The 24,634-nt window shown below is 67.6% G+C and carries 23 protein-coding genes and 1 tRNA gene; 13 read left to right on the top strand and 11 right to left on the bottom strand.

Features of this window, described 5'->3' with window-relative positions; translation table 11 throughout:
* Both M9978_RS09620 and M9978_RS09615 read left to right on the top strand, forming a co-directional pair.
* Entirely contained in the window at positions 1 to 933 is a 933-nt protein-coding gene (locus tag M9978_RS09620; RefSeq protein ID WP_254292812.1) for a spinster family MFS transporter, read from the top strand.
* A complete protein-coding gene (locus M9978_RS09615) occupies positions 855 to 1,298 on the top strand; it encodes an MFS transporter (RefSeq protein WP_254292811.1) in 444 nt (147 codons plus the stop codon). Before M9978_RS09620 ends, M9978_RS09615 begins: the two co-directional genes overlap by 79 nt.
* Position 1,299: 1 nt before the next feature.
* On the opposite strand, the gene M9978_RS09610 is transcribed toward M9978_RS09615, so the two are convergent.
* Positions 1,300 to 2,829, bottom strand: coding sequence for a hypothetical protein (locus M9978_RS09610; RefSeq protein WP_254292810.1), 1,530 nt, complete (start codon positions 2,827 to 2,829; stop codon positions 1,300 to 1,302).
* Positions 2,830 to 2,907: 78 nt separating this feature from the next.
* Positions 2,908 to 4,152, bottom strand: a complete 1,245-nt coding sequence (locus tag M9978_RS09605; protein WP_254292809.1) for a TetR/AcrR family transcriptional regulator — start codon at positions 4,150 to 4,152, stop codon at positions 2,908 to 2,910.
* A 155-nt stretch (positions 4,153 to 4,307) separates the two neighbouring features.
* Here M9978_RS09605 and M9978_RS09600 point away from each other — a divergent pair, with 155 nt between their 5' ends.
* The 4 genes from M9978_RS09600 to M9978_RS09585 are packed head-to-tail and all read left to right on the top strand — an operon-like array spanning position 4,308 to position 8,525.
* The gene (locus tag M9978_RS09600) at positions 4,308 to 5,591 is read left to right on the top strand and encodes an acyl-CoA dehydrogenase family protein (RefSeq protein WP_254292808.1); all 1,284 of its coding nucleotides are present in this window, start codon (positions 4,308 to 4,310) and stop codon (positions 5,589 to 5,591) included.
* A gap of 11 nt (positions 5,592 to 5,602) precedes the next feature.
* Positions 5,603 to 6,688 carry a Zn-dependent alcohol dehydrogenase gene (locus tag M9978_RS09595; protein ID WP_254292807.1) on the top strand — a complete coding sequence of 362 codons (1,086 nt, stop codon included), beginning with the start codon at positions 5,603 to 5,605 and terminating at the stop codon, positions 6,686 to 6,688.
* The gene (locus M9978_RS09590) at positions 6,688 to 7,713 is read left to right on the top strand and encodes a phosphotransferase family protein (protein WP_254292805.1); all 1,026 of its coding nucleotides are present in this window, start codon (positions 6,688 to 6,690) and stop codon (positions 7,711 to 7,713) included. Before M9978_RS09595 ends, M9978_RS09590 begins: the two co-directional genes overlap by 1 nt.
* Entirely contained in the window at positions 7,710 to 8,525 is an 816-nt protein-coding gene (locus tag M9978_RS09585) for an SDR family NAD(P)-dependent oxidoreductase (RefSeq protein WP_254292804.1), read from the top strand. The genes M9978_RS09590 and M9978_RS09585 overlap by 4 nt, the downstream gene beginning before the upstream one ends.
* Positions 8,526 to 8,534: 9 nt before the next feature.
* Here M9978_RS09585 and M9978_RS09580 read toward each other — a convergent pair whose 3' ends face one another.
* The 7 genes from M9978_RS09580 to M9978_RS09550 all read right to left on the bottom strand — a co-directional run bounded on the left by M9978_RS09580 (position 8,535) and on the right by M9978_RS09550 (position 16,706).
* Positions 8,535 to 8,774 (bottom strand): DUF6894 family protein, encoded by a 240-nt coding sequence (locus M9978_RS09580; protein WP_254292803.1) that lies wholly within the window; start codon positions 8,772 to 8,774, stop codon positions 8,535 to 8,537.
* A gap of 101 nt (positions 8,775 to 8,875) precedes the next feature.
* A complete protein-coding gene (locus tag M9978_RS09575; RefSeq protein ID WP_254292802.1) occupies positions 8,876 to 9,754 on the bottom strand; it encodes an acyl-CoA thioesterase in 879 nt (292 codons plus the stop codon).
* Positions 9,754 to 10,887: an acyl-CoA dehydrogenase family protein gene (locus tag M9978_RS09570; protein WP_254292801.1), complete on the bottom strand. Its 1,134-nt coding sequence runs from the start codon at positions 10,885 to 10,887 to the stop codon at positions 9,754 to 9,756. Before M9978_RS09570 ends, M9978_RS09575 begins: the two co-directional genes overlap by 1 nt.
* A gap of 1 nt (position 10,888) precedes the next feature.
* A complete protein-coding gene (locus M9978_RS09565) occupies positions 10,889 to 12,076 on the bottom strand; it encodes an acyl-CoA dehydrogenase family protein (RefSeq protein ID WP_254292800.1) in 1,188 nt (395 codons plus the stop codon).
* Positions 12,073 to 13,431 (bottom strand): amidase family protein, encoded by a 1,359-nt coding sequence (locus M9978_RS09560; protein ID WP_254292799.1) that lies wholly within the window; start codon positions 13,429 to 13,431, stop codon positions 12,073 to 12,075. The genes M9978_RS09565 and M9978_RS09560 overlap by 4 nt, the downstream gene beginning before the upstream one ends.
* Positions 13,424 to 15,451 carry a 3-hydroxyacyl-CoA dehydrogenase NAD-binding domain-containing protein gene (locus M9978_RS09555; RefSeq protein ID WP_254292798.1) on the bottom strand — a complete coding sequence of 676 codons (2,028 nt, stop codon included), beginning with the start codon at positions 15,449 to 15,451 and terminating at the stop codon, positions 13,424 to 13,426. The genes M9978_RS09560 and M9978_RS09555 overlap by 8 nt, the downstream gene beginning before the upstream one ends.
* 28 nt (positions 15,452 to 15,479) lie before the next feature.
* A complete protein-coding gene (locus tag M9978_RS09550) occupies positions 15,480 to 16,706 on the bottom strand; it encodes a serine hydrolase domain-containing protein (RefSeq protein WP_254292981.1) in 1,227 nt (408 codons plus the stop codon).
* A gap of 194 nt (positions 16,707 to 16,900) precedes the next feature.
* On the opposite strand from M9978_RS09550, the gene M9978_RS09545 reads away from it, so the two are divergent.
* A complete protein-coding gene (locus M9978_RS09545; protein WP_254292980.1) occupies positions 16,901 to 18,604 on the top strand; it encodes a class I adenylate-forming enzyme family protein in 1,704 nt (567 codons plus the stop codon).
* A 264-nt stretch (positions 18,605 to 18,868) separates the two neighbouring features.
* On the opposite strand, the gene M9978_RS09540 is transcribed toward M9978_RS09545, so the two are convergent.
* Positions 18,869 to 20,347 carry an FGGY family carbohydrate kinase gene (locus M9978_RS09540; protein WP_254292797.1) on the bottom strand — a complete coding sequence of 493 codons (1,479 nt, stop codon included), beginning with the start codon at positions 20,345 to 20,347 and terminating at the stop codon, positions 18,869 to 18,871.
* Between the two features lie 96 nt (positions 20,348 to 20,443).
* Here M9978_RS09540 and M9978_RS09535 point away from each other — a divergent pair, with 96 nt between their 5' ends.
* Positions 20,444 to 21,694 (top strand): AI-2E family transporter, encoded by a 1,251-nt coding sequence (locus M9978_RS09535; RefSeq protein WP_436977178.1) that lies wholly within the window; start codon positions 20,444 to 20,446, stop codon positions 21,692 to 21,694.
* A 45-nt stretch (positions 21,695 to 21,739) separates the two neighbouring features.
* Positions 21,740 to 21,816, top strand: a tRNA-Asp gene (locus tag M9978_RS09530).
* A 4-nt stretch (positions 21,817 to 21,820) separates the two neighbouring features.
* Here the strand turns inward: M9978_RS09530 and M9978_RS09525 are convergent.
* On the bottom strand, positions 21,821 to 22,252 hold the full coding sequence (locus M9978_RS09525; protein ID WP_254292796.1) for a DoxX family protein: 432 nt from the start codon (positions 22,250 to 22,252) through the stop codon (positions 21,821 to 21,823).
* A gap of 128 nt (positions 22,253 to 22,380) precedes the next feature.
* Between M9978_RS09525 and M9978_RS09520 the strand changes: the two genes are divergently transcribed.
* The 4 genes from M9978_RS09520 (at position 22,381) to ruvA (ending at position 24,620) form a co-directional block, all read left to right on the top strand.
* Entirely contained in the window at positions 22,381 to 22,620 is a 240-nt protein-coding gene (locus M9978_RS09520; protein ID WP_254292795.1) for a DUF2312 domain-containing protein, read from the top strand.
* A gap of 64 nt (positions 22,621 to 22,684) precedes the next feature.
* Positions 22,685 to 23,428 (top strand): YebC/PmpR family DNA-binding transcriptional regulator, encoded by a 744-nt coding sequence (locus M9978_RS09515; RefSeq protein WP_254292794.1) that lies wholly within the window; start codon positions 22,685 to 22,687, stop codon positions 23,426 to 23,428.
* Between the two features lie 100 nt (positions 23,429 to 23,528).
* Entirely contained in the window at positions 23,529 to 24,014 is a 486-nt protein-coding gene (gene ruvC / locus M9978_RS09510; protein WP_254292793.1) for a crossover junction endodeoxyribonuclease RuvC, read from the top strand.
* Positions 24,015 to 24,023: 9 nt separating this feature from the next.
* Positions 24,024 to 24,620, top strand: coding sequence for a Holliday junction branch migration protein RuvA (gene ruvA / locus M9978_RS09505; protein ID WP_254292792.1), 597 nt, complete (start codon positions 24,024 to 24,026; stop codon positions 24,618 to 24,620).
* Positions 24,621 to 24,634 lie beyond the last annotated feature (14 nt).

The raw sequence follows: 24,634 nt of genomic DNA, 5'->3' as shown, positions 1-24,634 counted from the left end.
ATGACCGAACTCGTCCAGGCCCAGCGCGATGCCGACGCGCACGCGATGCGCCGCCGTGGGCTGACGCTGGCGCTGCTCACCGCGGCCTATTTCTTCAGCTATATGGACCGGCAGATCCTCGCGATCCTGCAGGAGGATATCCGCCGCGACCTGCTGCTCAGCGACACGCAGCTCGGGCTGCTCGCCGGCTTCGCCTTCGCGATCTTCTACGCGACGCTCGGCCTGCCGGTGGCGCGGCTCGCCGACCGCGGCAACCGCGTCAACATCATCGCGATCGCGCTGGCGCTGTGGAGCGCGATGACCGGGCTGTGCGGGCTGGCGCAGAATTTCGTGCAGTTGCTGCTCGCGCGAATCGGCGTCGGCATCGGCGAGGCGGGGTCGAGCCCGCCGAGCCATTCGATCATCGCCGATCTCTATCCGCCCGAAAAGCGCGCCGGTGCGATGGGCATCTATTCGCTCGGCGTGGTGCTCGGCACCGCGGGCGGGGCGATGATCGGCGGGAGCCTCGCGCACTTCTTCGGCTGGCGCGTGGCGATGTTCGCGGTCGGCGTGCCCGGCATCCTGCTCGCGCTGGTGATCAAGTGGCTGGTGGTCGAACCGCGCCGCGGCCTGTCGGACACGCGCCCGGCCGCCGCGGCGGCGGCCGACATGCCGAAATTCGGCGAGGGCTTCCGCTCGCTCTTCGCCAATCGCGCGGCGGTGCATCTGGTGATGGGCACGACGATCACCGCGATGATCGGCTATGGCCAGACCGCGTTCGGACCCAGCTTCATGATCCGCTCGCTCGGCTCGACAAACTGCAGATCGCATCGATCGTCGCGCCGGTCGGCGCGGTATGCGGGACGATCTCGGCGGTGGGCGGCGGGTGGCTGGCGAACCGCGCGGCGGCGCGCTGGGGGCTGTACGCGCAGAGCTGGCTGGTGCTGGCGATGAAGTCGGTCGGGCTGCCGCTGTCGTTCCTGTTCTACGTCTCGTCGGACCCGTGGATCGGCGTGCCGCTCTACTGGCTGTCGGTGGTGCTGATCAGCTCGTATCTCGGCCCGTCATTCGCGCTGATTCAGGGCCTCGCGCCGTTGCGGCTGCGCGCTTTGTGGGCGGCGGTGACGCTGCTCGTCCTCAACCTCGTCGGGCTGGGGCTGGGGCCGACGCTGATCGGTGTGATCAGCGATGCGCTCAAACCCTCGCTGGGTGATGCGGAGGCACTGCGCTGGGCGTTGCTGACCTTCGCCGCGGCGACGCCCTGTGCGCTGTTCCACTACTGGCGCGCCGGCGTGTGCCTCAAGCGGCAAGCAGCGTAGCTCAATTGGCAGCGCGGCGTCCCGAAGCGCCGCGCTGCGCCAGCGTCCAGTTGACCGAAACCCAGCGCTTGAACGTCAGGTCCCGCTGCGCGACGTAGGACGGATCCATCGCGAAGGGCGCGAACGTCACCGGTTCGGGGAGCGCCTGCTCCGCGACGCCCGAACTATCCCTCGCGCGGATTCCGGTCGAAAAGCACTCGTAGCGCTGCATCGTGCACATCGCGTCGAACAGATACCGGCGGCGCGTCTCGGCATCGATCCGGCCGTTGCGAAAGCGAAGGTTCGCCTGGAACTGGTAGTTATAGGTGTCGCGAAGCGCGATCCTGTAGCCCAGATCGAAATCGCGATAGGTGACGCCGTCGATGAAGATCAGCTTGACCCCCTCGTCATAGGTCCAGCGGTCGAGTGTCGTGGATTCGAGCTCTTCGTCGGACAGGCCGACGATCGTCGCCGCGATGGCATGCGCCTCGCGCCGCGCGGCCATGTCGCCGGCATAGGTCGCGCGATCGTACAGGGCGAATGCCAGATATTTGTAGCATCGCTTTCGCGCGGCATCCAATTCGTCGAGATAGCTTCGCGGGACGGCATAGATGCCGCTGACCGACTGACAGAGCTCGCGGATCCGCCCGGTCAGCGGCGCCCGTTCTCCGCTCAGCTCATATTGCGCCGCCAGCAGACTGAGCGACCGCTCGAAAATTCGCACATGGTTGGCGGGCAGAAACAGCCGCTCGCCCTCCAGCAGATTTTCCTCCTGCACCCGCTGCTCCAGCCACGAGGCCGCCTTGGGCAGCGTCACGCGCATGTCGTCGCGATAGCGCAGCAGCCGCTGCGCGTCCGCCGCGCGCCCGCGCTTGATGAAATCCCTCGCGACCGTCTCGACGCACAGGTCGCAGCGGCCGGCATAGGGGCTGCGCAGATAGCTCAGGCTCGCCGCGAGCGCGGCGTCGGGGGCGCGCCACGACTGAAGCGCGACGAGCAGCTGCCGCAGTTCCAGGGAGTCGAGATGATAGGTGGTCGCCTCGGGCGGCATGGTTTGCAGCACGGACTGCAACTTCGCCTCATATTTCAGGCAGCGCGCCGCGGTGTCGCAGAGCCGGGCGGCGCGGACGAGCACGGCGGTGATCGTCGCCGAGGAATCGAGATAGGCATTGCTCGCATAGAAGGCGGTCTGCACATGATCGAGGATCGCGGGCAGGACATCGTCGTAGAAATGCTGCGGCAGGATTTCGTCGCTGGTCTTGGACTTGCGAAAATCGGGCAGGCCGGCAAGTCCCATGCTGTACTTGGTGGCGTCATCTTGCAGTGCGTCAGCCCTTAGCAGCGAGCAGGGGACGGCATTGCCCTTTTTGGCGGCGATGCAGGCGCGCGACTGGCGCTCGACCTCTGCCCAATACGCCTTGCGCCCGCCGGTCCTGGGCAGTGCGGCGATGTCGAGCGCGACGCCGCCTTCGTACCTGTAGTCCTTGCGCACGAACCCGGCATGCGCGGGCGGGATGAACGCCAGCAGGATCAGCACCAGCAGCAGCCGCATCATGTCCCCCAAGGCCCGATGCGCTGAGCATAGCCGGCGGCGGGACGCGCGAAACCCCCGCGCGGGGGATGCGGGTTGCTATCCTTCCAGCACCCGGTCATCGAACAGCCCGAACACGATCGTCGACGCGTACAGCGCGATCGCGCGCTCCCGTGGCATCGTGCTGGCCCATTTGCGCATGTCGAACGCGGCATTCTGCATCGCCATCATCGTCTGGCTGGCGATCAGCGGGTCGATCGCGCGGATCGAGCCTTCGGCGATCCCGTCCGAGAGCATCCCGGCATAGCGCCGCGCGATGCGGTTCGATCGGTCGATCATCGTCGTGCGCACGCGCGGCGGAAGCCCGGACAGCGCGGTGGTGCGCAGCAACGGCCCCTTTTCGGAGAACTGGAAGTCGAGCAGCGTCGCGATCACGCTCGTCAGCCGCTGCCACTGGTTGCCGGAAAGGTCCTCCGACAAACGCTGCGCGTCGGCGATGATGTCGAAGCTGCGCTTGTAGCATTCGATCACCAGCTCGTCCTTGGCGTCGAGATGGTGGTAGAAGCTGCCCTTGGTGACGTTCAGTTCGCTCGCGATCTTCTGCACGGAGGCGCCGCGATAGCCGAGCTCGTTGATTAGCCGCGTCGCGGCGAGCAGGAACGCCTCGCGCCCCGGCTCGGACTCGTCATGCTGGAGATCGAGCAGCTGCGGCGCCCAGCGGTCGGCGGGTGAGGCGATGCCGCTGCGGAACACGTCCATCAGCCGAGCGCCGACGCGCGTATATTCGTCGAGCTCGTAGCGGGCCAGCCACACCGGCAGCCAGAAGGTGTTCTCCAGCAACACATGCGCGCGCGCGCCGCACAGGTCGGTCTGCGCGCGGCTGCCGTCGCTGCCCCACAGCGAACGCGCCTTGCGGAACACCTGCTGCCAGCGCAGCATCAGCCGCTGGCGCACCTCGCCCTCCATCGCGCGCAGGTCGGAGAGGATCGCGAAATCCTTTTCCTCCTCGCGCCGGATGCGGGCGAGCCGCGCCATGTTGATCTCGAGATAGCGCGCGACCCGCGCCTCTGGCGTGCCCTCGCGCTGCGCCTCGTCGAGCATCGCATCGAGCCGGTCGAGGGTCACCTCGAACGCGGCGGCGGCGAGGTCTTCCTTGCGCTTGAAATAATAGGTGACGCTGGTGGTGTTGAGCCCGACGCGCTGCGCCACATCGGCGAAGGTCATGCCCTTCGCGCTCTGTTCGTTGATCACGTCCGCCGCCGCTGCGAGGATCGCGTCGCGCTTGGCGCGGAACCGTTTCGTCTCCCCCCGTGCCTCGGCCGGGATCGCTTCGTCGACTTCCATCCCGGCAGCTTAGCAAATTTGATTCGAAGGAACAGTCCTAAAGCGGGTAGGTCTGTTGGGGAGGCGGGCAGGCCGTGAAATATGCCGATCCGCCCACTTTACCGAAAATCGGGTATGGCGTAGTCAATTCGAAACGGCGAATCTGGAGAGGGCGCATGGACTTCACGCTGACCGAACGCGAGACCTATTTCCGCGACCGGGTGAAGGCGTTCATCGACCGGCATGTCGTCCCGCGCACGTCCGAATATCACGAGCAGGTGGAAAAAGGCGAGCGCTGGAAGATCGTTCCGGTGATCGAGGAACTCAAGCCGGTCGCGCGCGCTCAGGGGTTGTGGAATTTCTTCATGCCGCCGCATTCGGGCCAGGCCCATGTCGACGACAGTTTCGCGTTCGAGGGGACGCAACTCACCAACCTCGAATATGCGCTGTGCGCCGAGGAGATGGGGCGCAGCCATTGGGCTAGCGAGGTGTTCAACTGCTCGGCGCCCGACACCGGCAATATGGAAGTGCTGCACCGCTACGGCACGCGCGAACACAAGGCGCGCTGGCTCAAGCCGCTGATGGATGGCGAGATCCGCTCGGCGTTCCTGATGACCGAGCCCGACGTGGCCTCGTCCGACGCGACCAACATCCAGACCTCGATGGTCCGTGACGGCGATCACTATGTCATCAACGGCCGCAAATGGTGGTCGTCCGGCGTCGGCGATCCGCGCTGCAAGGTCGCGATCGTGATGGGCAAGACCAACCCCGACGCCGCGCGCCATTCGCAGCAGAGCCAGATCCTGGTCCCGCTCGACACGCCCGGCGTGCGGATCGAGCGGATGCTTTCGGTTTACGGGTATGATCACGCGCCGCACGGCCATGGCGAGGTGGTGCTGGAAGATGTCCGCGTGCCGGTAGACAATCTGCTGCTGGGCGAAGGGCGCGGGTTCGAGATCGCGCAGGGGCGGCTGGGGCCGGGGCGCATCCATCATTGCATGCGCACGATAGGCACCGCCGAGGCGGCGCTGGAAGCGATGTGCAAGCGGCTGGTCAGCCGCGTCGCGTTCGGCAAGCGCATCGCCGACCATTCGATCTGGGAGCAGCGCGTCGCCGAGGCGCGCTCCAACCTCGAGATGATGCGGCTGTTGTGCCTCAAGGCCGCCGACATGATGGACAAGGCCGGCAACAAGTCCGCGCAGAACGAGATCGCGATGATCAAGGCGATGGGGCCGCGCATGGCGCTGCAGATCGTCGACGACGCGATCCAGGCGCATGGCGGGATGGGCGTGTCGGGCGACACCTTCCTCGCCAGCGCCTGGGCGGGCCTGCGCACGCTGCGCTTTGCCGACGGGCCGGACGAGGTGCACAACCGCGCGATCGCGCGGGCCGAGTTCGGCAAGTACGGGGATTATAAGGCCGACCGCCCGTCGAGCGGCGATCTGGCGGCGGCGCGTTAAGGGAGCGGGCGGTGAAGGCAGCGGTTCTGTTCGAGGCGAAGCGGCCGCTCGAGATTCACGATGTCGTGATCTCGAAGCCCGGCCCGCGCGAGGTGCTGATCCGCACCGCGGCGTGCGGCGTGTGCCGCTCCGACCTGCACTTCGTCGACGGCGCCTATCCGCACGTCATGCCGACCGTGCCCGGGCATGAAGCGGCCGGCGTGGTCGAGGCGGTGGGGAGCGAGGTCACGCGGCTCAAGCCCGGCGACCATGTCATCAGCTTCTTCACCGTGTTCTGCGGCAGTTGCGAATATTGCGTGTCGGGCCGGCCGTCGCTGTGCCTCGATAATTCGACGCGGCGCCCCAGGGATGCCGCGCCCCGCCTCAGCCTGACGGACGGCACGCCGCTCGCGCCGTTCCTGAACCTGTCGGCCTTTGCCGAGCAGATGCTGATCCACGAAAATGCCTGTGTCGCGATCAGCAAAGACATGCCGCTCGACCGCGCCGCTCTGCTCGGCTGCGCGGTGATGACCGGGGCGGGATCGATCTTTCGCGACAGCAAGGTTACGCCGGGCGAGACGGTGGCGGTGATCGGCTGTGGCGGGATCGGCCTCGCGGCGATCAACGCGGCGAAAATCGCCGGCGCGAGCAAGATCGTCGCGATCGACCCGGTGCCGGAGAAGCGGCTGCTCGCGCGCAAGCTTGGTGCGACGCATGATTTCGACGCGCTGGCCGACGATGTCGTCAAGCAAGTGCTCAAGCTGACCGATGGGGGCGTCAACTATGCGATCGAGGCGGTCGGGCGGCCGAGCAGCGCCGAGATGGCGTGGCACGTGCTGCGCCGCGGCGGCACGGCGACGATCCTCGGCATGATCGCGCCGGGCCAGTCGGTGAGCATCCCCGGCCCGACCTTTCTCTCGGGCAAGAAGCTTCAGGGCTCGCTCGCGGGGTCGATGCAATTCCCGATCGACATGCCGCGGCTGGTGCAGATGTATCTCGACGGCGTGCTCGACCTCGACACGATGGTCGCCGAGCGGATCAGGCTGGAGGACGTCAACCACGCCTTCGACAATCTGCGCAAAGGCGACGCCGTGCGATCGGTGATCGAGTTTTCGTGATGGAGATCGTCAGCGACCTCGACACCGCGAAGCTCACCGCGTGGATGGAAGCGAATGTCGCGGGCTTCGCAGGCCCGCTGACTTACGCCAAATTCCCCGGTGGCCAGTCCAACCCGACCTACCGCATCGATGCGGCGAGCGGCGCCTATGTGCTGCGCCGCAAGCCGTTCGGGCCGCTGCTGCCCTCGGCGCATGCGGTCGATCGCGAGTACCGGCTGATTGCGGGGTTGCATCCCACGGGCTTTCCCGTGCCGCGGCCTTATGGGCTGTGCGAGGATGACGGGGTCGTCGGCTCGGCCTTCTACGTCATGGAGCTGGTGGCGGGCGTGACCTATTGGGACGGCGCGCTGCCCGACAAGACGCCGGCACAGCGCACCGCCATCTATCACGAGATCTGCGACCGCCTCGCTCAACTGCACCAGACCGATTACGAAGGCGCCGGGCTGAGCGATTACGGCAAACCCGGCAGCTATTTCGAGCGGCAGGTCGGGCGATGGACCAAACAATACCGCCTCGCCCAGACCGACGATCTGCCCGAAGCCGAGAAGCTGATCGAGTGGCTCCCGCGCACCTTGCCGCCGCAGACGCGGACGAGCATCGTCCATGGCGACTATCGCATCGACAACATGATCTTCGACACCGATACGCCGCGGGTGAAGGCGGTGCTCGACTGGGAGCTGTCGACGCTCGGCGATCCGATGGCGGATTTCAGCTATCTGCTGATGAACTGGTTCACCCCGGCGAGCGGCACGGCGGGTATTGCGGGGCTGGCGGGCGCCGAGTCCGGCATCCCGACCGTCGAACAGATGGTCGAGCGCTATTGCGCTGTCACGGGCCGCGACGGCATCCCCGACCTCAACTGGTATTTCGCCTTCGGCCAGTTCCGGCTGATGAGCATCGTCCAGGGCATCAAGAAGCGCATGCTCGACGGCAATGCCAGCAACGCCAAGGCGGCCGAGCATGCCGCGCGCGTGCCGGAACTCGCCGCGAACGCGTGGCGGTTCGCACAGGAGGCGGGGGCATGACGCGCTTCACCGGCAAATCGATCATCGTCACCGGCGCAGGCAGCGGCATCGGCCGCGCCGCCGCGCTGCTGTTCGCCGCGGAGGGCGGGCACGTGATCGCCGCCGATCTTACCGAGGGCGCCGAGGAGACGGCACGGCTGATCGGGGAGGCGGGCGGCACGGCCAAGGCGATCCGCATCGACGCGGGCAGCGAGCCGGACGTGATCGCTGCGGTCGATCTGGCCGTCGCCGAATATGGCGGCCTCGACATCGTCTTCGCCAATGCCGGCATTTCGGGCGGCATGGCCAACATCTTCGACACCACGCCCGAGCTGATGGCCGAGGTGCTGCGCGTCAACCTGATCGGGCCGTTCCTCGCGATCAAGCATGGCGCACCGCGCATAGCCGAACACGCCAGGGAAACGGGAAGGGGCGGCGCGATCGTGCTCACCGCCAGCGTTGCCGGCATCCGCTCGGGCGCGGGCAGTCCCGCCTATTCGGCGTCGAAGGCCGGCGTGATCAACCTCGCCGCGGTCGCCGCGCAGCAGCTTTCGGGTTCCAACGTTCGCGTCAACGCGCTTTGCCCGGGGCTGACCGAAACCGGCATGACCCAAGGCGTGTTCGACTATGCACGCGAGGCGGGAAAGATCGGCAAGGTCGGCCGGTTGAACCCGCTGCGCCGCGGCGCACAGCCCGAGGAACTCGCCCGCGCGGCGCTGTTCCTCGCCTCCGACGATGCCAGCTATGTCAACGGGCAGGCGCTGACGGTCGATGGCGGCCTGTCGTCGAGCCATCCAGTCACGCGGCAGGAATACGGACTGACCGCCGTTTGAACGCCTGGTCTAGCGAAGCGCGGTCGAGCGCAGCACGTCGGCGAACATCACCCGCGCCACGATGCGGCGGGACTCGTTCTCGATGTCGAGCGCTTCACGCCCAAGACCGGCCGGATCGGTCGCGCGGGCAATCATGCGCCGTGCGATCCGGTTCGCCTCGGCGAGCGCTTCATCGAGGCTGTCGAGTTCGCATTTAACGTCCTCGGGGCAGGGGACGGCGTCGCGGGCATGGAAATAATATAGCGGCATATGTGCTGCCCGACGGCCCTCCTGGGCGGACGCGGCCTGGTGCCGCCCCGTCCAGCTAGAACCGCAGGCGGGGCGAATAGTTCCATGGTGATTTCAGTGACTTAGTCGCGTCGCCGGATCAGTCCTTCCTGCGCCGTGCTGGCGACCAGCCGACCATCGCGCGTGAAGATGCGGCCGCGGTTGAAGCCGCGCGCATGGCCCGCCCAGGGACTGTCGGTGGCATAGAGCAGCCAGTCGTCGGCGCGGAACGGCTCGTGCAGCCACAGGGCATGATCGAGGCTGGCAGTCTGCATGCCCGGCGTGGCCCAGGAGACGGGGTGCGGCAGCATCGACGTGCCCAGCAACGCCATGTCCGACGCATAGGCCAGCACCGCGCGGTGCAGCGCGGGATCGTCCGGCAGCGGCGCAATCGCGCGGAACCAGCAATGTGCGACCGGCGCTTCGGCGCTCGGCGCCAGCCGGTCGCGCGGCCTGCACGGCCGCAGTTCGATCGGGCGGCGTCTCAGCAGACGCTGGCGCAGCCGGTCGGGAATCTGCTCGATCTCCTCGCGGCGCAGCGCCTGCTCGGTCTGCAGGTCTTCCGGCGGCGGCACCTCGGGCATCACATCCTGATGGTGCAAGCCGCCTTCCTCGCGCTGGAACGAGGCGCTCATGCTCAGGATCGGCGTGCCGCGCTGCATCGCGATCACGCGGCGCGTCGCGAAGCTGCCACCGTCGAAGTCGCGCACCACGCGGTAGGTGATCGGATGGTCCTCGCTGCCCGGCCGCATGAAATAGGCGTGGAGCGAATGCGCGATCTTGCCCTCGACCGAACGCTGCGCCGCCTGCAGTCCCTGCGCGATCACTTGCCCGCCGAACACGCGCCCGACGCCGCCGGGCTGGCGGTGGCCGCGATAGAGATCGGCGTCGAGTTCCTCGACATCGAGCAGCGTCAGCAGCTCGACGATCAGCTCCGCGTCGCTCTGGTCGCCGCCGCGCATCAATAGCCGCTCGCACGCGCCAGATGGTCGGCGTGGAAATTGGCGTCGCCGAACAGCTCCGCCAGCACGCGCTCGCGCTTCATGTAGAAGCCGATGTCATATTCGTCGGTCATGCCGATGCCGCCATGCATCTGCACGCCTTCCTGCACCGCGAGCGAAGAGGCAAGCCCCGCCATCGCCTTGGCGACCGAAACCGCTTCGTCCGCGCCGTCGTCGCCCGTATCGAGCAATTGCTGCGCCTTGAGCACCGCGGCACGCGCGACCTCCAGCTCGGCATAGAGATGCGCGGCGCGATGCTGGAGCGCCTGGAAGCTGCCGATCAGCACGCCGAACTGCTTGCGTTCCTTGAGATAGGAAACGGTCATGTCCATCGCGCCGCCGCCGACGCCGAGCAGTTCCGCCGCAGCGCCGGTGCGCCCGGCGTTCAGCAGCTTGTCCAGCACCGCGCGGCCGCCATCGACCTCGCCGATCACCGCATCGGCATCGACCTCGACGCCGTCGAAAGTCACGCGCGACGCCAAGCTTGAATCGGCGAGCCGCTGTGGGTCGGCGGTCAGACCCGCAGCATCCTTGGACACCGCGAACAGCGTGACGCCCGACACGTCCTCGGGCGCGCCAGCGGTGCGCGCCGCAACCAGCAGCAGGTCGGCGACATGACCGTGGGTGACGAACTGCTTCGCGCCGCTGAGCCTGAAGCCATTGCCGGACCGCTCGGCGCGCATCGCCACCGCATTGCCGTGCTTGGCCTTCTCATCGATCGCCAGCGCGGCAACCGTCTCGCCCGACAGGATGCCGGGGAACCAGCGCTCGCGCTGGCCGCTGCCCTTGAGCGCCTCGACCGCCGCGACCGCGGTGGTCAGGAAGGGCGAGGGTGAGAGGTTGCGCCCGATCTCCTCGAGCACCACCCCCGCCTCGACATGGCCGAGGCCGAGGCCGAGGCCGCCATCCGCCTCCGGGATCAGGATGCCGGTGAAGCCCATCTCGGCGAACTGTTTCCACAGGTCGCGCGAAAAGCCGGTGGCGTCGCTGGCGTCACGCAGCGCCCGCATGTGCGAGACCGGCGCGGTTCCGGCGACAAAATCCTTCGCGGTGTCACGGAGCATCGTCTGCTCGTCGTTCAAGAACAAAGGCATGTCAGGCTCCCGGCAACTCAAGGATGCGCTTGGCGATGATGTTGAGCTGCACTTCGCTGGTCCCGCCCTCGATAGAATTGGCCTTGGTACGCAGCCAGGCGCGCGGCGCGGCGCCGTTCACCGAGCGCTCGCTCTCCCATTCGAGCGTGTCGGAGCCTCCGGCCGCCATCTCCAGCTCGTGCCGCGACTTGTTCAGTTCGGTCCCGTAATATTTCATCATCGAGGGCTGGGCGGGATGCGCGCGGCCCGCCTTCAACTCGTCGAGAAAGCGTTCCGACATCGCCTTGAACGCCCGCGCGCGCACTTCGTGCAGCGCGATCTGGCCGCGCAGCAATGGATCGGCGAGCCGGCCGTTCGCGTCCAGCCCCATGCGCTCGACCGCGATCTCGACCAGCGTGCCCTCGCTCGACAGGCCGAGACCCATCGCGCTGATCATCTCGCGTTCGTGGCCGAGCAGATATTTGGCGACGTCCCAGCCCTTGTTCTCGTCATGGATTCGATTGGCCTTGGGCACCTTCACATTGTCGAAAAAGGTCTCGCAGAATGGCGAATAGCCGCTGATCAGCAGGATCGGTTTGGTCGAAACGCCCGGGCTTTCCATGTCGAACAGCACGAAGCTGATCCCGCCCTGCTTGCTCTCCTTCGACGTGCGGACGAGGCAGAAGATCCAGTCGGCCTTGTCGGCATAGCTGGTCCATACCTTCTGCCCGCTGACGACATAATGATCGCCCGCATCCTCGGCGCTGGTGGCGAGGCTGGCGAGGTCGCTGCCGGCATTGGGTTCGGAATAGCCTTGGCACCAGCGGATCTCGCCGCGCGCGATCCTGGGCAGATGCTCGAGCTTCTGGGCCTCACTGCCATATTTGAGCAGCGCCGGGCCGAGCATCGAGATGCCGAAGCTGGAGAGCGGATTGCGCGCGCGGATGCGCTGCATCTCCTCGCGCAGGATCTTCGACTGCTCCGGCGACAGCCCGCCGCCGCCATAGGCCGTCGGCCAGTCCGGCACCGTCCAGCCGCGCGCCGCCATGCGGTCCATGTACAGCTTCTGGTCGGGATTCTTGCCGTAATCGGCGCTGCGGCCGCCCCAATTGACGTCGGCATCGCCGCGCACCGGCTCGCGCATCGATGGGGGCACGTTCGCCTCCAGCCAGGCGCGGGTTTCGGCGCGGAAATTGTCGAGATCGCTCATGGCAAGGCTCCGTGAAGCAGGTCGGCGATGAGAATTGCGCGGTGGTCGTCGCGGAAATCGGTCATCACCTGAAGGCCGATCGGCAGGCCGTCGGCGGTGGTCGCAGCCGGGAAGGTCGTGGCGGGGAGGCCGGGCCAGGTGGCGACGCCGGCCCACACCAGCTGCGTGTCATAGGGCACGTCCTGCCCGGCCACGGTCATCCGGCGCGCATCATAGGGATCGTCGCGGTGCGGAAAGGCGGGGACGACATTGGCGGGCATGAGCACCGCGTCGAAAGAGTCGAACAGCCGGCTCCACATGCGGCGGTTGCGCGCCTGCGCGTCGAGCAGCTCGAACCAGTCGGCGAGGCTCGCGGCGCGGCCATCGGGCGCGGGCGCACCGCGCGCGAAGGTGATCGCCAGCATCTTGCAAAAGGCGCGGTGCTGGGCGTGGAGATCGGGCAGCAACTCGCTCGACCGCACGACATCCATGCCCTGCGCCAGGGCGGCGCGTTCGGCGCGATCGAGCGCCGCGCGGATTTCGGGGTCGAGCGGCGCGCAAGGATGCGCGTCGAGCAGCAGCAACTGCTTGCTGCCGGGGTCAAGCGGTCCCGGCCGGTCGAGCGGCGCGTCTATGATCACGTCGAGCGCGGCGGCGAGGTCGGCGGCGTTGCGCGCCATCGGCCCGACCACGCCCAATGGCTGCGGCGCGCCGTCGCTGCCCGGGTAGCGGTGCCCATAGACATCGACGATGCCGTAGCTCGGCTTGTGCCCCCACACCCCGCAAAAGCTCGACGGCACGCGGATCGAGCCGCCGATGTCGGAGCCGATCTCGAGCGGCACCATGTTCGCCGCCAGCGCCGCCGCCGATCCGCCAGATGACCCGCCGGGCGTGCGGCTCAAATCCCACGGATTGGCGGTGCGCCCATAGACGGCATTGTCCGACTGCCAGTCGCCGAGCCCCGGCGCGACATTGGTCTTGCCGAGGATCACCGCGCCCGCCGCCTTTAGCCGCTGCACCGCCACCGCGTCGCTGTCCGCGATACAGCCGCGGCCCTCTTCCAGCCCCCAGCTCGTGGGCAGCCCGGCGACGTCGAAGGCCTCCTTGACCGTCATCGGCACGCCGAGCAGCGGGCGGCGCTCGCCGCGCGCGACCGCCTGATCGGCGCGATCAGCGGCTTCCAGCGCCCGCTCGAAGTCGCGCACCACCACCGCGTTGACCGGCCCGTCGAGCGCCTCGATCCGCGCGATCGCCTGGCTGCATTGCTCACGCGCGCTGGTCTCGCCGCGCGCGATTGCCGCGGCGATGTCGAGCGCGCCCGCCCCGGCCAATGCATCGGTCGCCCGAAGCACATCCGGGGCGGCAAGCTCAGCCATTGAAGCGCCCGCCGCTCTCGGCTTTCTCGCGCAACAGCTTCGACACATCGAAGCCGTGCTTCTCCAGCCCCGCGACGATGGTCTTCAGCCCGACGGTGTCCGCCCAGAACATCGGTCCGCCGCGATAGACCGGCCAGCCATAGCCATAGATCCACACGACATCGATGTCCGACGCACGCTGTGCCATGCCTTCCTCGAGGATCTTCGCGCCCTCGTTGACCATCGTGTAGAGCGTGCGCTCGACGATCTCCTGGTCGGTCACCTCATGCTGCGCTGTGCCGGTCTTGCCGCGCCATTCCTCGATCAGCTCGGCGACGCGCGGCGAGGGCGACGGATTGCGCTTCTCGTCATAGTCATAGAAGCCCGCGCCCTTCTTCTGCCCCCAGCGCTCTTCGGCTGCGAGCGCGTCGCGCAGATTCTCGATACGCGTCGGGTCGCGGTGCCAGCCGATATCGACGCCGGCGAGGTCAGCCATCTGGAACGGGCCCATCGGCATGCCGAACTCGACATGGACCTTGTCGACCTGCTGCGGCGTCGCGCCTTCCATCAGCAGCGCGTTCGCCTCGGTCTGGCGCGGGATCAGCATGCGGTTGCCGATGAAGCCGAAGCACACGCCCGCGACCACGGCGACTTTCTTGATCTTCTTGGCGACGTCCATCGCCGTCGCCAGCACGTCGGGCGCGGTCTTCGCGCCGCGCACGATTTCGAGCAGCTTCATGATGTTGGCGGGCGAGAAGAAGTGCATGCCCAGCACGTCCTGCGGCCGCGAGGTCGCCGCCGCGATCTCGTCGACGTTCAGATAGCTGGTGTTCGACGCCAGGATCGCGCCCGGCTTGGCGATCTTGTCGAGCTTGCCGAAAATCTCCTTCTTGACGTCCATATTCTCATAGACCGCCTCGATGATCAGGTCGCATTCGGCGAGATCGTCGAAGTTCAGCGTCGGCTTGAGCAACCCCATCGCGCCTTCGACCTGTTCGGCGGTCATGCGGCCCTTGGCGGCGGTCGCTTCGTAATTCTTGCGGATGGTGCCGGTGCCGCGGTCGAGCGCTTCCTGCTGCATCTCGACGATCGTCACGGGGATGCCCGCCGATAGGAAGTTCATGCTGATGCCGCCGCCCATCGTGCCGGCGCCGATCACGCCGACCCGCGCGATCGGGCGCAGCTTCGTGTCCTCGGGCACGTCGTCGATCTTCGCCGCCTTGCGCTCGGCAAAGAAGATGTGGCGCATCGCCGCCGACTGCGTGCCCATGATCAGCTTCATGAAGCCCGCGCGCTCGCGCTGCGCCCCTTCGGCATAGGGCAGCGAAGCGGTCTGCTCGATCACGTCGATGATCTCGGCCGGTGCATCGAAGCCGCGGAATTTCTTGGCATTCTCCTTGCGGAACGCGTCGAACACGCCGTCCTCGACCACCACCGGCTTTTCGCTCGCGCGGGGCAGGGGGCGTGCGCCGGCGACCTCGGTGGCATAGGCGATCGCGTCGGCGGCCAGGCTGTCCTCGCCCGCCAGCCGGTCGACCAGCCCCGCGGGCTGGGCGGCCTTGGCCGAAATCGGATCGCCCTTGGTCGCCATCTCCAGCGCCGCCTTGACCCCCGCCACGCGCGGCAGCCGCTGCGTGCCGCCCGCGCCGGGCAGGATGCCGAGCTTGACCTCGGGCAGCCCGAACTTGGCCGAGGGCACGGCGATGCGGTAATGGCATGCCAGCGCGACCTCGCACCCGCCGCCGAGCGCGGTGCCGTGCACCGCCGCGACGACCGGCTTGCCACTCGCCTCGATCTGGTCGACCAGCACCGGCAAGCTCGGCTCCTGCATCGGCTTGCCGAATTCGGTGATGTCGGCGCCCGCGAAGAAGGTGCGCCCGTCGCAGCGGATCACCGCCGCCTTCAGGCTGTCATCGCCATTCAACTCCTCGATCGCCGCCGCGAGTCCCTGCCGCACCGCCGCACCGAGCGCGTTCACCGGCGGGTTGTTCGAGGTGATGACGAGGATATCGCCCTGCTTCTCGGTGGTGATGACGGACATTAAACCCTCCAGTTTGAATGGCGCGGGGTCAGGCCAGCGCCGAATAGATCATCGTCTTGAGCTCGCGCCTGATCGGGTATAGTCCCGAAGGTGAGAGCTGGGTCATGAACACCATCGTCACCCGCTCGACCGGATCGACGAAGAAGGCGGTCGAGAACATCCCGCCCCAGTAAAATTCGCCCTTCGAGCCCGGGATCAGCGACTTCGCCGGGTCGATCGTCACCGCGAAGCCGAGCCCGAAGCCGGTGCCGGCATTGGTCGTCTCGCTGAACAGGGAGCGCGACATCGATGCCAGATCGCCGCCGCCCGGCAGATGGTTCTGCGTCATCAGTTCGAGCGTCTTGCGCCCGATGATCCGCTGCCCGTCCAGCGTGCCGCCGTTCAGCAGCATCGTGCAGAAGCGATGATAGTCGAGCGCGGTCGAGACCAGCCCGCCGCCCCCCGACAATTGCGTGGGGCGCTTGCTCCAGGCCGACTTGGCGCCTTCGTCGTGCATCACGCGCTTGCCCTGCGCCATGGTGTAGCAGTCGGTCAGGCGATCGATCTGGTCCTCGGGCACCCAGAAGCCGGTGTCGGCCATGCCGAGCGGGCCGAACACGCGCTCCTCGAATACGCGGTCGAGCGGCATGCCGGTCACGCGCTCGACCACCGCGCCGAGCATGTCGGTCGACACCGAATAATTCCACGCCTCGCCCGGCGCGAATTCGAGCGGCAGCTTGCCCAACGCCGCAACCAGCCCATCGAGATCGAGATTGCCGTGCCACGCCTCGATCCGCCCCTCGCGATGCGCGGCGTCGATGTTGGAACGCTGCTGGAAGCTGTAGGTCAGGCCCGAAGTGTGCCGCAGCAGATCGATCATGCGCATCGGCTCGGCCAGCGGTCTGTGCATGAACGGCACGCCCGCGCCGCCCCCGGCATAGACGCCGGCCTTCGCGAACTCGGGCAGGATGTGGTGGACCGGCGTGTCGAGCGCGACGCGGCCTTCCTCGACCAGCTGCATGAACGCGATCGAGGTGACCGGCTTGGTCATCGATGCGATGCGGAAGATCGAGCGCTCGTCGATCGGCGCGCCACCCTCGCGCGCCGGACCCTGATGGCTGAAATGCGCGATGTGGCCGTCGCGCGCGATCAGCAATTGGGCATGGGGCAGCTTGCCGCTATCGAGATAGCGCGCTTTCACGAACGAATCGATCGCGGCCAGCCGGCGCGGATCGAAGCCGAGACCGGTCGTCGGAGCGAAGTGAGCCGAGTCCATACCTGTCATTCGAATCCATGTTCGGACGCGCTGCCCGGGAGAGTCGCTTCCCTATTGCGTTCCCGCGCAGATGAATCAAGAATGATCTGCAATTCGGCACGGCGGACAGGCCAAACCCGATATTCAACAAGTGATACGGAGAGACCCGCTTGGCCGCCGACCCGATCATCCCGCTCGACCCGGCCTGGCCGAAGATGTCGCTGGCGCAAGCCGGCGCGCTGCTCACCGCGCCGGGTCAGAAGTTCGAGATGGACGAGCTGACCATCCGCGGCGTGCCGACGCGGGTGTGGAAACACGCGCCCGCCAACCTCGCGCTGCTGATCCAGGCGTCGCGCGCGCATGGCGGCCGCATCTTCACGATCCATGAGGACGAACGCGTCAGCTTCGAGGCGAATTTCCGCGCGACCGCGCACCTCGCCGCGACGCTGCGCGAGATGGGCGTGCGCAAGGGCGACCGCGTCGCGCTGGCGATGCGCAACCTGCCCGAATGGCCGGTAATCTTTTTCGCCGCCGTCAGCATCGGCGCGATCCTGGTGCCGCTCAACGCCTGGTGGACCGGCGGCGAGCTCGATTACGCCCTGCGCGATTCGGGGACGCGTGTGCTGTTCCTCGACGGCGAGCGTTACGACCGGCTGCAATCGCGGCTCGCCGACCTCCCCGATCTCGACCGCGTCGTCGTCAGCCGTTGTCAGGGCGAACTGCCCGAAGGCACCGGCCGGCTGGAGGACATTGTCGGCAAGCCCGGCGACTGGGCGTCGCTGCCCGATATCGCGTTCCCTGCCGACCCGGACCTCGCGCCCGAGGACGATGCGACGATCTTCTACACCAGCGGCACCACCGGCCATCCCAAAGGCGCGCTCGGCACGCACCGCAACCTCGCCACCAACATCCTGTCGAGCGGCTATTGCGGCGCGCGGCCCTATCTGCGCCGCGGCGAGATGCCGCCCGAGCCCACGCCCAAGACCGGCCTGCTCGTCATCCCGCTGTTCCATGTCACCGCCTGTTCCGCGAGCCTGATGGGTGCGGTCGCGGCCGGCCACACCACGATCTTCATGCGCAAATGGGACCCGGTGGCGGCGATGGCGATCATCGAGCGCGAGAGGGTCAACATCACCGGCGGCGTGCCGACCATCGCCTGGCAATTGCTCGAACATCCCGAGCGCGCCAACTATGACCTCTCCAGCCTCGAGGCGATTTCCTATGGCGGCGCGCCCGCCGCGCCCGAGCTGGTCAAGCGCATCTTCACCGAATTCGGCGCGCTGCCCGGCAGCGGCTGGGGCATGACCGAGACGATGGCGACCGTCACCCAGCATATGGGCGAGGATTATCTCAACCGCCCGACCAGCGCCGGCCCGCCGGTGCCGGTGGCCGAGCTCAAGATCATGGACGTGGACGGTGCCACCGAGCTGCCCGTCGGCGAGGTCGGCGAACTCTGGGCGAAAGGCCCGATGATCGTGAAGGGCTATTGGAACAAGCCCGAAGCGACCGCCGACTGTTTCCGCGACGGCTGGGTCCGCACCGGCGACCTCGCCCGCCTCGACGAGGAAGGTTTTCTGTTCATCGTCGACCGCGCCAAGGACATGATCATTCGCGGCGGCGAGAACATCTACTCTTCCGAGGTCGAGGACGTGCTCTACGCCCACCCCGCGGTGACTGACGCCGCGCTGATCGGCATCCCGCACAAGCAACTCGGCGAGGAACCCGCCGCGGTCGTCCACCTCGCGCCGGGGATGGCGGCGAGCGAGGCCGAACTGCAAGCCTGGGTGCGCGAGCGGCTGGCGGGCTTCAAGGTCCCGGTGGCGATCCGCTTCGTGACGGCGACGCTGCCGAGAAACGCGAACGGGAAGATCTTGAAGACCGAGTTGCGCGGGCTGTTCGTGGATGAGGCGGCGGCTTAGGGTCTGAACTCAATTGGCGCGATGGCCGTGACGGAGCGGATTTTGGTGCAGGGCAAGGCGCGAGGAGGGAGCGATGCGGCGCATCGTGACCGACGAGCAACGCAGCCCTGCGCCAAAATCCGCCCGCCGCTATGCGGTCGCCCGGAGACGAACGCTGGACTGCGTCAACTCGCTTGCACGGGCCACCAGCCCGTGCTGCGCGAGCTTCCTTGCCAGCGCCCGTCTCCAAGCGATCCCGGCCGTCGCGCCAATTGAGTTCAGACCCTAGCCGATCACCGCCCGCACCGCCGCCTGCCACCCCGCCAACCGCGCATCCCGCACGCCAGCCTCCAGCCGCGGCTCGAAGACCTCCACCTCGCCGCGCATCGCCGCCGCACCCTCGTCCAGCCCGGCGAACATCCCGCACCCGACCCCCGCCAGCATCGCCGCACCCAGCGCCGTCGTCTCGGTGAAGGCCGGCCGTTCGACCGGGATCGCGAGCATGTCGGCGAGATCCTGTGCGATCCAGCCGTTCGCGACCATCCCGCCGTCGATGCGCAGCCGCGACCAGTCGGCGCCGTCGGCCGCGAAGGCGGTCTTCAAGTCGTGGCTCTGGTGCGCCATTGCCTCCAGCGCGGCGCGAACGACATGCGCGCGGGTGCTGGCGAGGCTCAATCCGCTGATCGCGCCGCGCGCTTCCGGTTCCCACCACGGCGCACCGAGGCCGGTCAGCGCCGGCACGAAATAGACGCCGCCATTGTCGGCGACCGACCGCGCCAGCGCCTCGGTCTCGTCCGCGCTGCCGATCAGCCCGAGCGAATCGCGCAGCCATTTGACCACGCTCCCCGCGACGAACACCGACCCCTCGATCGCATAGCTGCGGCGCCCACCGAACTGCCACAGCACGGTCGAGAGCAGGCGATGCTTCGACGAGGGTGGCGAGGTGCCGGCATTGGTCAGCACGAATGCGCCAGTGCCAAAGGTCGCCTTGGTCTCCCCCTTCGCCAGGCAAGCCTGGCCGATCGTCGCCGCCTGCTGGTCGCCGGCGAGACCACACACCGGGATGCGCCCGCCGAACAACGTCGTCTCGCCGAACCGTCCCGCACAATCGACGATCTCGGGCAGCGCCTCGCGCGGGGCATCGAACAGGTCGATCAGCCCGTCGCTCCAGCCGCCGCTGCCCAGTCCCATCAACAGCGTGCGCGACGCATTGGTGGCGTCGGTGATGTGCAGCCCGCCGCCGGTCTGATTGGCGGTGAGCTTCCACACCAGCCAGCTCTCGACCGTGCCGATCGCCAGCCGGTTTCCCGCCTCGCGCAGCTGCGGAAAGTTGGCCATCGCCCAGGCGATCTTGGTTCCGCTGAAATAGGGATCGAGCAGCAGCCCGGTGCGTGCCTGCACCCCCGGCTCCTCGCCGCGGTCCTTGAGCTCGCGGCAGATCGCGGCGCTGCGCCGGTCCTGCCACACGATCGCAGGCGCCAGCGGCGCGCCGGTGGTCTTGTCCCAGAAGACGATGGTCTCGCGCTGGTTGGTGATCCCGATCGCCGCGATCCGCTCGGCCCCGCCGGCCGCATCGACCATCGCCAGCGCGCAGCGTGCGGATTTGGTCCAGATCTCCGTCGCATCATGCTCGACCCAGCCGGCCTGCGGATAATGCTGGGTCAGTTCTTCCGCCTGCCAGTCGAGGCAGCGGCCACCGGGCGCGAACAGCATCGCGCGGGTCGAGGTCGTGCCTTCGTCGATGACCAGCAGAGCATCACCCATTTGGGTAGCTTACCCCTTTTCGGGTGGCACGGATACGCTGGTGGAGCGCCCCCGCAAAAGCTCGCTTACAAGTCGCGCAAATCACGCTAGAATCGGATGAAAGGCGGGCAGGTGGACAATTTGGGCGACAGGGAGGACGGGCAGGAGGGCGCGGTGTCGCACCCGTCGCCGCGTGCGGCGCCAATGGTCACGCCCGTGCCGCACGACAGCGAGGCCGAGAATCGTCGCGACCGCCTGCTTGCCGGCCTCACCCTGATGATCGGCATCGGCCTGGTCCTCGCCTTGCCCTTCGCACTGCGCGAAGGCTCGCCCTTCTTCCTGCCGCTGACCGCCGCGATCGTCATCGCGATCGCGCTGGTGCCCGTGCTCGAATGGCTCGAGCGGCACCGCGTGCCCGCGCCGCTCGCCTCCCTGCTGTGCGTGCTGCTGTTCCTGGTCGCGGCCAACGCCGCGCTCGCCTCGATCGTGGTGCCGGCCTGGGGCTGGCTCAGCATCATCCCGGAGCGGATCGACAACATCCAGGACAATTTGAAGCCGCTGATCGACTTCTATTCGAACTTCGAGAAGTTCGTGAACCGCACGATTCAGGAGCTTGCCCAGTCGCGCCCGATCCGCCCGTCGCAGACCGCCGCCGAATCGCCGCCGCGCTCTATCCTCGAATTCGCCGCGACCTCGGCGCCGACCGCGATCATCGAGATGCTGTTCGCGGTGCTGGTGATCTTCTTCTTCCTCTCGGGCTGGACGCGGCTGCGGCGCAAAGCGATCACCAGCCGCACCAGCTTCGGCGGGGCGATGGCGACCGCGCGGGTGATCCAGGACGTGGTCGACGACACCTCGGCCTATCTCGGCACGATCACGATCATCAACGTGACGCTGGGATTGCTGGTCGCCGGCGCGTTGTGGCTGATCGAGATGCCGACTCCGCTGATGTGGGGCGGCATCGTCGCCTTGCTCAACTACATCCCCTATCTCGGCCCGATCTTCGCCGCCGTGCTGCTCGCGGTCGGCGGCATGATGACCTATCAGGACATCTGGACCGCCCTGCTGCCCGCGGCGATCATGGGGGGCATGCATCTGATCGAGGCGAATCTGATCACGCCGCTCGTCGTCGGCCGCCGCCTGACGATCAACCCGATCCTGATCCTCGTGTCGTTGAGCTTCTGGGGCTGGGTGTGGGGCACGCCGGGCGCGCTGCTCGCGGTGCCGCTGCTGATCATCATCCAGACCGTGCTCAACGCCGCCGGCAAGCCCGATATCGCGGGCTTCCTGTTCGAGCACGGCACGCTGGTCGCAGGCGGCACGCCGCCGCCCGTCCGGCCGCTGCAGGATCGCGAAACCGGCAGTTGACAGGGTAGGGCGGCGAGTCTAGGTGCCGCGCTCTCGCAAGGAACTGCGGGTGTAGCTCAGTTGGTTAGAGCGCCGGCCTGTCACGCCGGAGGTCGCGGGTTCGAGCCCCGTCACTCGCGCCATCCTTCATGCGGATGGCCTTCTCGCCAGCAGCGAATCGATAGACAGCCGCCCCGCGCCGATCGTCGCGAAGATCAGCCCGAACAGCACCAATGCCGTCGCCGGAAAGGCCGGACGGATGCCGAGCGGCGCATCGACCATCCACAGCGCGACGATGAAGTTGAACGCGCACACCAGCCCCGCCCAGCGCGTTGCGAACCCTGCGATCAGCGCCACGCCCACCAGAAACTGCGCATAGACCGACAGCCGCGCCATCGCCGCCGGCATCGCAAAGCCATGCGCGGCGAGGAAGCCGGTGAACTCGGCCATCCGTGCGGCGCTGACGAGATTGTCCCACACGCCCCAGATCAGGAACGCGCCCACCACCAGCCGCGCCGCGAGCAGCGCCGCATCGCCCCCGCGCGCCAATGGCGCCAGCAACAGCCAATCGCGCGGCATCGCATCCTCCCTCGTTTTGCCCAGTCTATCCCGCCGCACAGCCGCTATCCACAGCCGTGTTGCGCCGCCACTCTTGCGCCCCGGTTCGCAGCCGCTACACGCGCCCATTCACCATTCTGGAGCAAGACATGAGCGACTCGATTTCGGCCGAGCAGCTGCGCCTTCTGATCGAGCGGATCGAGCGGCTGGAAGAGGAAAAGAAGGGCATCAGTGACGACATCAAGGACGTCTATGGCGAGGCCAAGGCGACCGGGTTCGACGCCAAGATCATGCGCACCATCATCCGCCTGCGGAAGATGGAGAAGCACCAGCTCGACGAGCAGGACGCGCTGCTCGAAACCTATCGCGCTGCGCTGGGGATGGCCTGACCCGTTGCGTCGGGCGGCGCCTCTGGCCTAGAGACGCCGCCACGCAACTCGATCGAGACAATCCATGGCAGGCCATTCCAAATTCAAGAACATCATGCACCGCAAGGGCGCGCAGGATAAGAAGCGCTCGGGCATGTTTTCGAAGCTCAGCCGCGAAATCACCGTCGCGGCCAAGATGGGGCTGCCCGACCCCGACATGAACCCGCGCCTGCGCGCCGCGGTCAACGCCGCCAAGGCGCAGTCGATGCCCAAGGACAATATCCAGCGGGCGATCGACAAGGCGAGCAAGGGCGACGGCGAGAATTACGAGGAAATCCGCTATGAGGGCTTCGGCCCCGGCGGGGTCAGCCTGATCATCGAGGCGCTGTCAGACAACCGCAACCGCACCGCCACCAACGTGCGCACCGCCGTGTCCAAGAATGGCGGCAATCTCGGCGCGTCGGGCTCGGTCAGCCATGCCTTCGACCGGATGGGCCTGATCACCTATCCCGCCAGCGCCGGCGACGCCGAAAAGGTGTTCGAAGCCGCACTCGACGCTGGTGCCGAGGATGTGACGTCGAGCGAGGACGGCCACGAGATCTGGACCTCGAACGGCGACCTGCACGAAGTCGCCAAGGCATTGGAAGCCGTGCTCGGCGAGGCCGAGGGCGCGAAGCTCGCCTGGCGCCCGCAGACGATGGTCGAGGTCGACGAAAACGACGCCGCGACCCTTTTCAAGCTGATCGACGCGCTGGACGACGACGACGATGTCCAGACCGTATGGGGCAATTACGAAGTGTCCGACGCGGTGATGGAGAAGCTGGGTTGAGCCAGTTCCCCTCCCGCTTGCGGGAGGGATTCCAATATCTCCCCTCCCGCTTGCGGGAGGGGTTGGGGGAGGGCCTGTCCTCCTCGAGCCGGCGTTCGCGTTGATCATCCTCGGCCTCGACCCGGGTCTCGGCACCACCGGCTGGGGGCTGATCCGCGCCGAGGGCAATCGCCTGAGCCATCTCGCCAACGGCCGGCTCAAGACCGACAGCGCCGCGCCGCTGCCGCGCCGGCTCGCGCATCTCGATGCGATGCTCGCCGCGCTGATCACCGACCACGCGCCCGATGCCGCCGCGGTTGAGGAGGTGTTCGTCAACGCCAACCCGCAATCGACGCTCAAGCTCGGCCAGGCGCGCGGCGTGGTGATCTGTGCCGCCGCCCGGGCGGGTCTGGACGTCGGCGAATATGCCGCGCGGCTGGTCAAGAAATCGGTGGTCGGCACCGGCAATGCCGAAAAGGCGCAGGTCCATGCGATGGTCACCCGCCTGCTCCCCGGCGCAAAGATCGACGGCCCCGATGCCGCCGATGCGCTCGCGGTCGCGATCTGCCACGCGCATCACTTGGCAAGCGCGCGGCGGATGTTCTAGTATCGTTCCATGATCGCGCATTTGAACGGCCACCTCGCCGCGACCGGCATCGACCATGCTGTCATCGACGTGAACGGCGTCGGCTATCTGGTCGGCGCGTCGGCGAAGACGCTGACAGCGCTGGGCGCGCTGGGCGAGTTCGTCACCGTGCATACCGAGATGCTGGTGAGCGAGGATTCGATCCGCCTGATGGGCTTCGCCTCGGCCGAGGAACGCGACTGGTTCAAGCTGCTGACCGGCGTGCAGGGTGTGGGGGCCAAGGTCGCGCTGGCGATCCTCTCGATCCTCTCGCCCGCCGAGGTGCAGACCGCCGTCGCCCGCGCCGACGCCGCGATGATCGCCCGCGCCAACGGCGTCGGCCCGAAACTGGCGCAGCGCATCGTCAACGAACTCAAGGACAAGGCCGGTGGCATCGCGCTCGGCGGCGGCGGCGCGGCGGCGGTGCCCGCGAGCGGCGCGGCGAACGACGCGGTCTCGGCGCTGATGAACCTTGGCTTCAAGCCAGCCGAAGCGAGCGCGGCGGTGAACGCCGCGAACGACGAACTGGGTCCGGGGGCAACGCTCGACGCGCTGGTGAGGCTGGCGCTGCGGAAGGCGGCGAAATGAATCTCACCGCCCGC

Origin of the sequence: Sphingomonas tagetis (assembly GCF_024211275.1) — a bacterium.
GTDB lineage: Bacteria > Pseudomonadota > Alphaproteobacteria > Sphingomonadales > Sphingomonadaceae > Sphingomonas > Sphingomonas tagetis.
This window is presented reverse-complemented; position numbering and strand designations above follow the sequence as displayed.

Excerpts from the sequence above, each read along its gene's own strand:
- M9978_RS09620 (WP_254292812.1), top strand. The coding sequence starts at position 1 with ATGACCGAACTCGTCCAGGCCCAGCGCGATGCCGACGCGCACGCGATG.
- M9978_RS09610 (WP_254292810.1), bottom strand. The coding sequence starts at position 2,829 with ATGCGGCTGCTGCTGGTGCTGATCCTGCTGGCGTTCATCCCGCCCGCG.
- M9978_RS09605 (WP_254292809.1), bottom strand. The coding sequence starts at position 4,152 with ATGGAAGTCGACGAAGCGATCCCGGCCGAGGCACGGGGGGAGACGAAA.
- M9978_RS09600 (WP_254292808.1), top strand. The coding sequence starts at position 4,308 with ATGGACTTCACGCTGACCGAACGCGAGACCTATTTCCGCGACCGGGTG.
- M9978_RS09590 (WP_254292805.1), top strand. The coding sequence starts at position 6,688 with ATGGAGATCGTCAGCGACCTCGACACCGCGAAGCTCACCGCGTGGATG.
- M9978_RS09585 (WP_254292804.1), top strand. The coding sequence starts at position 7,710 with ATGACGCGCTTCACCGGCAAATCGATCATCGTCACCGGCGCAGGCAGC.
- M9978_RS09580 (WP_254292803.1), bottom strand. The coding sequence starts at position 8,774 with ATGCCGCTATATTATTTCCATGCCCGCGACGCCGTCCCCTGCCCCGAG.
- M9978_RS09575 (WP_254292802.1), bottom strand. The coding sequence starts at position 9,754 with ATGCGCGGCGGCGACCAGAGCGACGCGGAGCTGATCGTCGAGCTGCTG.
- M9978_RS09570 (WP_254292801.1), bottom strand. The coding sequence starts at position 10,887 with ATGCCTTTGTTCTTGAACGACGAGCAGACGATGCTCCGTGACACCGCG.
- M9978_RS09565 (WP_254292800.1), bottom strand. The coding sequence starts at position 12,076 with ATGAGCGATCTCGACAATTTCCGCGCCGAAACCCGCGCCTGGCTGGAG.
- M9978_RS09560 (WP_254292799.1), bottom strand. The coding sequence starts at position 13,431 with ATGGCTGAGCTTGCCGCCCCGGATGTGCTTCGGGCGACCGATGCATTG.
- M9978_RS09555 (WP_254292798.1), bottom strand. The coding sequence starts at position 15,451 with ATGTCCGTCATCACCACCGAGAAGCAGGGCGATATCCTCGTCATCACC.
- M9978_RS09550 (WP_254292981.1), bottom strand. The coding sequence starts at position 16,706 with ATGGACTCGGCTCACTTCGCTCCGACGACCGGTCTCGGCTTCGATCCG.
- M9978_RS09545 (WP_254292980.1), top strand. The coding sequence starts at position 16,901 with ATGTCGCTGGCGCAAGCCGGCGCGCTGCTCACCGCGCCGGGTCAGAAG.
- M9978_RS09540 (WP_254292797.1), bottom strand. The coding sequence starts at position 20,347 with ATGGGTGATGCTCTGCTGGTCATCGACGAAGGCACGACCTCGACCCGC.
- M9978_RS09535 (WP_436977178.1), top strand. The coding sequence starts at position 20,444 with ATGAAAGGCGGGCAGGTGGACAATTTGGGCGACAGGGAGGACGGGCAG.
- M9978_RS09525 (WP_254292796.1), bottom strand. The coding sequence starts at position 22,252 with ATGCCGCGCGATTGGCTGTTGCTGGCGCCATTGGCGCGCGGGGGCGAT.
- M9978_RS09520 (WP_254292795.1), top strand. The coding sequence starts at position 22,381 with ATGAGCGACTCGATTTCGGCCGAGCAGCTGCGCCTTCTGATCGAGCGG.
- M9978_RS09515 (WP_254292794.1), top strand. The coding sequence starts at position 22,685 with ATGGCAGGCCATTCCAAATTCAAGAACATCATGCACCGCAAGGGCGCG.
- ruvA (WP_254292792.1), top strand. The coding sequence starts at position 24,024 with ATGATCGCGCATTTGAACGGCCACCTCGCCGCGACCGGCATCGACCAT.